General features: G+C 70.9%; 10 protein-coding genes. 5 read left to right on the forward strand and 5 right to left on the reverse strand.

What is annotated here, in order from left to right; genetic code table 11:
• Nucleotides 1-362, forward strand: a 362-nt coding sequence (locus ACYVE7_RS23455) for a PucR family transcriptional regulator (RefSeq protein ID WP_460367220.1), incomplete at its 5' end; no start/stop codon positions are given.
• A 9-nt stretch (nucleotides 363-371) separates the two neighbouring features.
• Here the strand turns inward: ACYVE7_RS23455 and ACYVE7_RS23460 are convergent.
• The 4 genes from ACYVE7_RS23460 to ACYVE7_RS23475 form a co-directional block, all read right to left on the reverse strand.
• On the reverse strand, nucleotides 372-1,031 hold the full coding sequence (locus ACYVE7_RS23460) for a hypothetical protein (RefSeq protein ID WP_460367221.1): 660 nt from the start codon (nucleotides 1,029-1,031) through the stop codon (nucleotides 372-374).
• A gap of 37 nt (nucleotides 1,032-1,068) precedes the next feature.
• The gene (locus ACYVE7_RS23465) at nucleotides 1,069-1,998 is read right to left on the reverse strand and encodes an FKBP-type peptidyl-prolyl cis-trans isomerase (RefSeq protein WP_460367223.1); all 930 of its coding nucleotides are present in this window, start codon (nucleotides 1,996-1,998) and stop codon (nucleotides 1,069-1,071) included.
• Nucleotides 1,999-2,071: 73 nt separating this feature from the next.
• On the reverse strand, nucleotides 2,072-2,965 hold the full coding sequence (locus ACYVE7_RS23470; RefSeq protein WP_460367224.1) for a hypothetical protein: 894 nt from the start codon (nucleotides 2,963-2,965) through the stop codon (nucleotides 2,072-2,074).
• Nucleotides 2,966-3,223: 258 nt separating this feature from the next.
• The gene (locus ACYVE7_RS23475; RefSeq protein ID WP_460367226.1) at nucleotides 3,224-3,715 is read right to left on the reverse strand and encodes a PH domain-containing protein; all 492 of its coding nucleotides are present in this window, start codon (nucleotides 3,713-3,715) and stop codon (nucleotides 3,224-3,226) included.
• Between the two features lie 65 nt (nucleotides 3,716-3,780).
• Here ACYVE7_RS23475 and ACYVE7_RS23480 point away from each other — a divergent pair, with 65 nt between their 5' ends.
• The 4 genes from ACYVE7_RS23480 (at nucleotide 3,781) to ACYVE7_RS23495 (ending at nucleotide 7,540) form a co-directional block, all read left to right on the forward strand.
• Nucleotides 3,781-4,686: an esterase/lipase family protein gene (locus ACYVE7_RS23480; protein WP_460367228.1), complete on the forward strand. Its 906-nt coding sequence runs from the start codon at nucleotides 3,781-3,783 to the stop codon at nucleotides 4,684-4,686.
• Between the two features lie 87 nt (nucleotides 4,687-4,773).
• On the forward strand, nucleotides 4,774-5,274 hold the full coding sequence (locus ACYVE7_RS23485; RefSeq protein WP_460367230.1) for a DUF1269 domain-containing protein: 501 nt from the start codon (nucleotides 4,774-4,776) through the stop codon (nucleotides 5,272-5,274).
• 94 nt (nucleotides 5,275-5,368) lie between these two features.
• Complete coding sequence (locus tag ACYVE7_RS23490) at nucleotides 5,369-6,898, forward strand: AMP-binding protein (RefSeq protein ID WP_460367232.1); 1,530 nt, start codon at nucleotides 5,369-5,371, stop codon at nucleotides 6,896-6,898.
• A gap of 18 nt (nucleotides 6,899-6,916) precedes the next feature.
• A complete protein-coding gene (locus ACYVE7_RS23495; protein ID WP_460367235.1) occupies nucleotides 6,917-7,540 on the forward strand; it encodes a mechanosensitive ion channel family protein in 624 nt (207 codons plus the stop codon).
• On the opposite strand, the gene ACYVE7_RS23500 is transcribed toward ACYVE7_RS23495, so the two are convergent.
• On the reverse strand, nucleotides 7,478-8,815 hold a 1,338-nt coding region (locus tag ACYVE7_RS23500; RefSeq protein WP_460367236.1), incomplete at its 5' end, for an aldehyde dehydrogenase family protein. The two genes, ACYVE7_RS23495 and ACYVE7_RS23500, sit on opposite strands and share 63 nt — an antisense overlap.

The raw sequence follows: 8,815 nt of genomic DNA on the forward strand, positions 1-8,815 counted from the left end.
GGCGTGGGCTCGGCCATGCCCGCGAGGCCGTCGCGCAGGCCAGGATCGCGCACCGGGTGGCGTCACGGGTCGGCCCGCCGATCGCCCGCTGGGACGAGCTCGGCCCGTACCGGCTGCTCACCGACGCGGTCGACCCGTGCGTGCTGCCGCTGCTCGCCCACGAGGCGCTGCGCACGACCGCCGAGACCTACCTCGATCTCGCGGGCCACGCCCAGCGCACCGCCGACGCCCTGACGATCCACCGCCAGACCCTCTACTACCGCCTCGGCCGGATCGAGGAGCTGACCGGCCTCGACCTCGCCGAAGGCCGCGACCGCCTCACCCTCCACATGTCCCTGAAGTCGGCCCCGCTCCGCGACTAGCCAGGCACGCTAGCCGATCGCGCCGGATTCGATGGCCTGCTTGAGGCCCTGCGCGGTGGCCTGGTGGGAGGCGACGCCGTTGGTCAGGGTGAAGTCGATGAGCAGCAGGTTCGCCTCGAACGTCAGGTGCTCGACCACCCGGGTGCGGCCGCCGCCCAGATCGGTGAACACGATCTTCTGGTGGGTGACGACGTTCGGGAGGGTCCAGGAGTCGGTCTCGTAGTACAGCTCGGTGCGGTGCAGCCGCTGCTGGGCGTGGGTCTTGATGCTGAGCGGCGGCAGCCCGGCCACGGTCGGGACGTCCTCGATCGCGGTCGAGTCCACATACCGGACGCCGCCTTCGGTGCGGTCGGCGTGGACGGCGACCCGGCGCAGGAATCCGCCGAGCCCCAGGTGGTTGCGGAAGTCGGAGTAGGCGTCGAACACCCGGGTCGCGGGCGCGTCGATCTCGACGGTGACGTCCTGCGACTTCACGGCGCGGCCGGTGATCGGCAGCGGTTTGGTCAGGCACGTGTAGAACTTGTAGAAGTCCCAGGCGTACCGCCATTCGGCGGCGAGCTGGGAGTCGGACTCCTCGGCGTGGGCCGGGGCGGACATCCCGCCGCAGACCAGGGCGAGAGCAAGGAACGGCGCCGCCAGCAGGCGGAGGAACTTGACCACCAGTGACATATAGCGCAAATGTCCCAAAGGCGAAAGTTCCTCCCATTCAGCCGGCTGACGGGTCCCGGACGTCGAGGATGTCCATCACATAGACGATCGTCTCGCCGGGCGGCACGCCGAGCCCGCCGAGCGTCGTCCCGAACCCCTTGCCGAGCCGCTTCGGCACGATGATCTCGACCCGGCTGCCCGCCCGCACCCCGTCGAGGGCCCGCTCCCAGCCCGGCGGGACGCTCTTGGGCCCGAGCACGAACCCGTTGGGCCCGCCGCGCCGGTAGGACGAGTCGTAGGTGTCGCCGGCCTTCCAGCGGGCCGCTGTGTAGTTGGTGACGAAGGTCGAACCGGCCCGGATCGGCGCGCCCGTCCCCTGGACGAGCGTCGCGACGGCCAGCTCGCGCGGCGCGCGCCTGGCGCCGACCGTGACGGCCGGTTCCTTGCCCGCTTCCACTTTCACCTGCGGGAAGGTGGCGGGGTCGGGCCGCTGTTCGGCTCCGGTGACCTGGCCGTCGACGGGGTAGCCGCCGATGACGTCGAACACCTCGACCATCGTGTCGCCGGGATCCACCTGGCCGGGGGCGCGCCCACCGCCGCCCATCCCGAACCGCGCGGGTGTGACGAGCAGGATCCGCGCGCCGGGGCTCCGCCCGACCAGCGCCGTCTCCCAGGCTTTGCCGATCTTGTCGCCGTCGAACCGGACGGTCGTGGGCTGCTGGGCGCTCCAGCTACTGAGGTAGGGCTTCCGGTCCGACCAGGTGCGCATGTCGACGTGCGCGATGACGGCCTGGTCCTTCGTGGTCCGCGGTCCCGTGCCGCGGTCGAGCACCCGCACCCGGACCTTCGGGTCGGGTTTCCCGTCGGGGATCGTGATGACGGGCGGCGTCCCCGGCCTCCCCTCGACTTTCGGCAGGGGGGCGGGCCCGCCCGAGCAGGCGGTGAGGGCGAGCGCCACGGCGGCGAACGTCAGGACGGGGCGGTGCACGGCGGACCTCCGGGGGCCGGCGGAGGGGACGCCCGCGGGCGTCCCCTCGACTCATCGGAACTCGAGCGGTGGATCAGGCGCAGCGGTTGCCGGGGATGGCGCACTGCGTGGTGAGGGCCGGGTCGCGGAGCACGGCGGCGTGGCCGACGGTCGCGTCGGCGGCGTTGAGGCCGAGGACGGTCGCGTGGGCGGCGTTGACGTAACCGCTGGTGGCGGTCGGGTCGAGGAAGTACTTGCCGTGGGAGTCCAGGGTGGGCACGCCCTTGTTGTCGGTCGTCACCTGCTCGTTGGTGACGGCCAGCGCGACGGCCGGCACCGCGTGGTCGGCGGGGACCCGGAGCCCGAAGTTGGCGGCCCACACCTTGGGGATGGTCACCTGCTTCACGCCGAAGCTGGAGATGTAGCCGCCGGTGATGCCGCCTTCCAGGTGCACGGGCGAGCCCGGCTGGGAGTTGGCGCTGACGACGATGCCCTCGAGGTGCACACCGATCGGCGACAGCGGGACGGTCGGGCCGGGGACGTACGGCAGCCCGACGGTGATGGACGCGCCGCCGGCCTCGGCGTAGGCGCCGCACGGGGCGTCAACGAGCTGGGTGCCCGCGAACCCGGGGTCGACCGGCTTCTTGTTGCCGGCGGCGCGGGTGAACAGGGCGCTGCCCTTGCCGATGCCGGACTCGGCCTCGGTCATGTTGATGAGGTCCTGGCCGCCACCCTGGTGGTCGGGCGCGGTCGGCAGGGTCGGGAAGTGGCTCTCGAACAGCGCGCTGTTGGCGCTTCCGCCGATCCCCTTGACGCGCGCGACCCAGGCGTCGGCCTGAACGCATCCGGCGTTCGGGACGACGGTGCCCCAGTCCTCGGCGTCAGGTTCCCAGCCGGCGGAGGCGGGCTGCGCCATGGTGATGGCGCAGACGGCGGCGAGGCCCGCCCCGACCGCCGCACGGTTACGCAGAAATCCGAAGCGCTTCACAAGCGTCTCCTTCTCATTATGTCTACATGTACCGATCTGCTCACCCTCTGTAAGCAAACCTCGGCCAACGTAGCAGCTCACCCTCTTTGAGCTGGGGAAATAGACCACTCCCTTAATTACTCGCTGTATCCGCAAAGACATGCCGAGCAGAGGAAAAGGAAAGGCCCGAGCCGTCGGACCTGCGGTATGCGCAAGTCCGGCGACTCGGGCCGGGAGTTAAAGAGTCAGGGGAGGGTCAGGGCGTTTTTCGAAACACGCCTAAGCGCGCGGAGTGCGCGGTTCGTTGATGAGTTCGTACATGTCCCGCTGCACCTCTTCCACCTTCGGGATGTTGCGCAGGACGAGCTGGCCGTTCTCGCCGCCCGACTCGACGGTCAGGGTGCCCGTGCCGAGGATCCGCTGGATCAGGTTGTGGGAGAAGGTCGCGTCGTTGACGCGCGTCAGCGGCAGGTCGCGGCCCGTCCGGGAGAAGATCCCGATCCGGATCACCAGCCGGTGGGTGGTCAGGATGTACCGGGTGGTGAACCAGCGGAGAAAGGGCACCAGCGACAGGGCCAGCGCCGCCAGCGCGCCGACGGCCGCGACGCCCAGCCGGATCTGGGTCTGCGCGTCCCAGTCGGGGGTGAAGAAGATGATCGCTCCGGCGGCGATCGTGATGAGGGCCAGCAGCAGGATCGACTTCAGCAGAGTCGTCCAGTGCGGGTGGAAATCCAGGACGATCTGCTCGTCTTCGGTCAGCTCCAGCGCCATGCCGCACAGCGTTGCACAGAACGCATAGCCCAAGGAATCCCCCAGCCCGCTGATAACTCTGGGCTATGAGACTCATCGTTGCGGCCCTGCTGCTCGCCCTGCTGCCTTCTGTGCCCGCGCACGCCGCAGGCGCCGACCGGTATCCGGTCGGCGGCGTCGTGACGGGCGTGGCCAATCTGCTGCTGAGCCCCGACCGGGTCGCGGGTGCGAACGACTGGAAGTGCCGGCCGAGCGCGGCCCGTCCGCGGCCGGTCGTGCTGATGCACGCCATGGCCGTCAACCTTGGGTTCGACTGGGCGGCGATCGCGCCGACCCTGGCCAACGCGGGCCACTGCGTCTACGCGTTCAACTACGGGATGGCCAGAGTGGGCGGTTCGCTGCTGCCGTCGCTGGGCCGGCTGGGCGGCCTCACCGAGGCGACGGGTTCGGCGCGGGAGCTGGCCCGGTTCGTGGACCGGGTGCTGGAGGCGACCGGCGCGGCGCAGGTCGACATCGTCGGCCACTCGCAGGGCGGGATGCTGCCGAACTACTACATCAAACGGCTGGGCGGAGCGCCGCGCGTCCACACGTTCGTGGCGCTGGCGCCCACCAACCACGGCACCACGCTGCACGGCGCGGCCACCCTGATCGACCGGCTGCGGCTCCACCCGTTCGCGCAGACCGCGCTGACCGTGGCGGGTGTGCCGAGCATCGGCCAGCAGCTCACCGGCTCGCCGTTCCAGCGCGACCTGTTCGCCGACGGCGACACCGTGCCGGGGCCGCGCTACGTGGTGCTGGCGACGCGCACCGACGAGATCGTCACCCCGCACGGGGTGTCGTTCCTGAAGGGCGCCAGGAACCTGACCCTCCAGGACCTGTGCCCCGGCGACCTCACCGAGCACATCTTCCTCACCTTCGACCGGCCCGTCGTGCAGACGGTCGTGAACGAGCTGGGCGCCGCCGATCCGGGTTTCCGGCCCGACTGCGGTTGAGGCAAAGCTTGGGTCAGCCGGTGATCTTCGACGGCGGAAGCGGGTAGTCAACGGCGCGAAGGCACATCGATCTTTCGGGGGTAGGGCATGAGCAACCTGGTCGCCATCGCGTATCCGGACGTCAACACCGCCATCCAGGTGCGGGACCGGCTGATGGGAATGCAGCGCGAGAACCTCATCAAGCTGGAGGACGCGGCCGTCGTCGAGAAGCAGCAGGACGGGAAGATCAAGCTCCACCAGGTCAACAGCCCGACGGGCACGGGCGCCGCGTGGGGCGCGGTCTGGGGCGGGCTCATCGGCCTGATCTTCTTCATGCCGCTGCTCGGCATGGCGATGGGCGCGGCGGGCGGCGCGCTGGGCGGCGCGATGTCCGACTCGGGGGTCGACGACCAGTTCATGAAGGACCTCGCCAACAACCTCAAGCCGGGCGGCGCGGTGCTGTTCCTGCTGATCGTCCAGAGCACCCCGGACAAGGTCATCCCGGAGGTGGCCTCCTACGGCGGCACCATCATCAAGACCTCGCTCAGCAACGAGCAGGAAGCGCATCTGAAGGAGCTCGTGAGCTCCGCGCAGGGCGCCGCCCAATAGTCCTGCGCGTACGCCCGGCAATAGCGGTGGGTGGGTGGTCGAAGCGAAGGCGACGGGTTACGTTCGGTAGTGCCTTCGCAACGAAAGGGTCGTCATGTTCTTTGACTTGGGTGTCCGGGACTTCCTCGATCGGGCCGAAACGGTCTATCCCGACCGGATCGCGGTCGTCGACGAGCCCGACCAGCCGGCTCCGTCCTGGGGCGAGCTCACCTACCGTGACGTCGCCCGGCTCGCCCGCGGCCAGGCCGCGGCCCTGGAACGGCTCGGCGTGCCGGTCGGCGGGCGGGTCGCGGTCGTGTCGCAGAACGCGGCACGGCTGCTCGTGTCGTTCTTCGGCGTCTCGGGCTGGGGCCGGGTGCTGGTGCCCGTCAACTTCCGGCTGGCCCCGGCCGAGGTGAAGTACATCGTCGAGCATTCGGGCGCCGAGGTCCTGCTGGTCGATCCGGAACTGCGCGGCCTGCTCGACACCGTCACCGCGAAGCACGTGTTCGTGCTCGGCGAGAACGACGACGAGGTCTTCGGCGGCGAAGGCGAGCCGACCCCCTGGGGCGGCGACGAGAACGCCACCGCGACCATCAACTACACCTCGGGCACGACGGCGCGGCCCAAGGGCGTGCAGCTCACGCACCGCAACATCTGGATGAACGCGGTCGTGTTCGGGCTGCACACCTCGGTCCGCCCCGACGACGTCCTGCTGCACACCCTGCCGATGTTCCACTGCAACGGCTGGGGGATGCCGTACGTGGTGACGGGCCTGGGCGGCAAGCACATCGTCCTGCGGAAGATCGACGGCACGGAGCTGCTGCGCCGCGTCGAGGAGCACGGCGTGACCCTGATGTGCGCCGCGCCCGCCGTCGTGACCGCCGCGCTCGACGCCGCCAAGGACTGGGACGGCCCGATCCCCGGCCGCGACAGGGTGCGGATCGTGGTCGCGGGCGCGCCGCCGCCGACCCGCACCATCCAGCAGGTCCACGAGGTGCTCGGCTGGGAGTTCCAGCAGATCTACGGGCTCACCGAGACCTCGCCCGTCCTCACCGTCAACCAGCACCGCCACGAGTGGGACGGCCTGGACGAGCGGGAGCGCGCCAAGCTCCTCAGCCGGGCGGGCGCGCCCGCCCTCGGGGTGCGGCTGGCGATCGACTCCACCGGGGAGGTGCTGGCCAGGTCCAACCACAATCTGGCCGGCTACTGGGAGAACCCGGAGGCGACGGCCGTCGCCCAGGAGGGGAACTGGTTCCACACCGGCGACGGCGGCGTCATCGGCGCGGACGGCTACCTCACCATCTCCGACCGGAAGAAGGACGTCATCATCTCGGGCGGCGAGAACGTCTCCTCGATCGAGGTGGAGGACGCGCTGATCTCACATCCGGCGGTCCGTGAGGCGGCCGTCATCGGGATCCCCGACGACAGGTGGGGCGAGCTGGTGACGGCTCTGGTCGTCACGGACGGCACCGAGCTGACCTCGGACGATCTGGTCGAGCACTGCCGGACCCAGCTGGCCGGTTACAAGTGCCCGAAGCGGGTCGAGTTCCTGGCGGAGCTGCCGCGCACCGCCACCGGCAAGATCCAGAAGTTCAAGCTGCGGGCCCCGTTCTGGGAGGGCCGCACCCGTCAGGTCAACTGACCGTGAGAGGAGGCCGGGATGCAGATCAGATGGCGGCGTCCGCTGATGCACTGGGCGGCCGCGCTGGCCTGCGCCCTGGTGTCGCTGGTCGGCAACCCGGGCGAGAAGAACGGCATCGGGATGCTCGTGTCCTGGGCCGGGGCGGGCGGGTTCTGCGCGTTCGGGATCATGGGGACGCTCAGTATCGCCGTCCAGGCCAGGGAGATGATGCTGCAGAAGGTCGGGGCGGTGCACGCTTCGGTCGTCCGGCTGGTGATCGTGACGGCGGGGATCGTCGCGGTCGGCCTGACCACGCTGGAGCTGCTGCACATCCCGGCCGCGCAGCTCGCCATCGGCGGCGCGCTGACCGGTGTGGTGCTGGGCATCGCGGGCCAGCAGACCCTCGCCAACGCGTTCGCCGGGCTCGTCCTGCTGTATTCGCGGCCGTTCGCGATCGGCGACAAGATCCGGGTCAGATCGGGTCCGCTGGGCGGTGAGACGGTGGGGGTCGTCAAGGAGATCGCGCTGATGTACACGATCGTGCACGCCGACAACGGCCCCCACTACCTGCCGAACTCGCTGGTGCAGGGTGCGGCGATCTCACCCGCTCCGGACGGCGGAGAACTCACCCAGGATCCCGTCTACGCGCACGACGACTCCTAGCGGGTTGCCGTCGCGCAGTTCCGGCGGCAGCAGCTCCTGCGGCCACGACTGGTAGGCGACGGGCGTGAGCCAGCGCCCGATCGCCGCCGTCCCGACCGACGTGCTCGCCGGGGCGGTGGTCGCGGGCCAGGGGCCGCCGTGGTGCTGCGCCCAGGTCACGGCGACACCGGTGGGCCAGCCGTTCCAGATCAGCCGTCCGGCCGTCCGGGCGAACACCTCGGCGACCGCGCCCGCCTCGGCGGGTTCGCCCGCGTGGATCGTCGCGGTGAGCGAGCCGGGCAGCAGCGCGAGGACGGGCGGCAGTTCGGCCGGGTCGGGGTAGGTGACGACGACGGCGGACGGCCCGAAGGTCTCCTCGGCGATCCCGGGCAGCCGTCCGGTGAAGGTGGCCAGATCGGTGGTGAAGACGGTCGGGATGGCCGCCCACGGGCCTGGGCCCGGCGCGCCCTCGGCGAGGACGGGCAGGCCGTCCTTGGCCTGGAGGCCGTCGACGTAACCGTCCTTGATCCGCTCGGTCAGCATGGGGCCGCCCGACGACCGTGCGACGGCCGCCGCGATCTCCTCCACCCACCGCCCCTGCGCGGGCACGAACAGCAGCCCGGGATTGGTGCAGAACTGGCCGGCGCCGAGCGTCAGGGAGGCGGCGAAGCCCTCCGCGAGCCCCACCGGCGACGCCGAAGGCAGCACGACCACCGGGTTGACGCTGCCGAGCTCGCCGAAGAACGGGATCGGGGTGTCGCGTTCGCCGATCAGCCGCTGGACGGCCTCGCCGCCCCGCAGCGAACCGGTGAACCCGACCGCGACCACCTCGGGGTGCTGGACCAGCAGCCGTCCCGCCTCGACGTCCTGGACGAGCCGGAGCAGCGCCGGATCCGGCAGGGCCGCGCCGATCACCCGGGCGGTCAGCGCCGAGAGCCGGGGATGCCCGGGATGCGCCTTGACGACGGCGGAGCAGCCCGCCGCGAGCGCCGACGCGACGTCGCCGCCCGCCACCGAGAACGCGAACGGGAAGTTGCTCGCGGCGAACACGCCGACCACTCCGGGCAGCGGCCGGTTCATCCGGCGCAGATCGGGCCGTGCGCCGTCGGCGTGGTCGATGACGGCGTCCGCGTAGCCGCCGTCGATGAGGACTTCGGCGAACAGCCGGAACTGGGCGGACGACCGGGCGATCTCGCCGCGCAGCCTGGTCTCGCCGAGCGCGGTCTCCTGGTCGGCGAGGGCCCACAGCTCGTCGGCGTGGGCGTCGAGGGCGTCGGCGATCTGCTCGAGCGCGGT

The organism is Actinocorallia lasiicapitis (assembly GCF_054778695.1).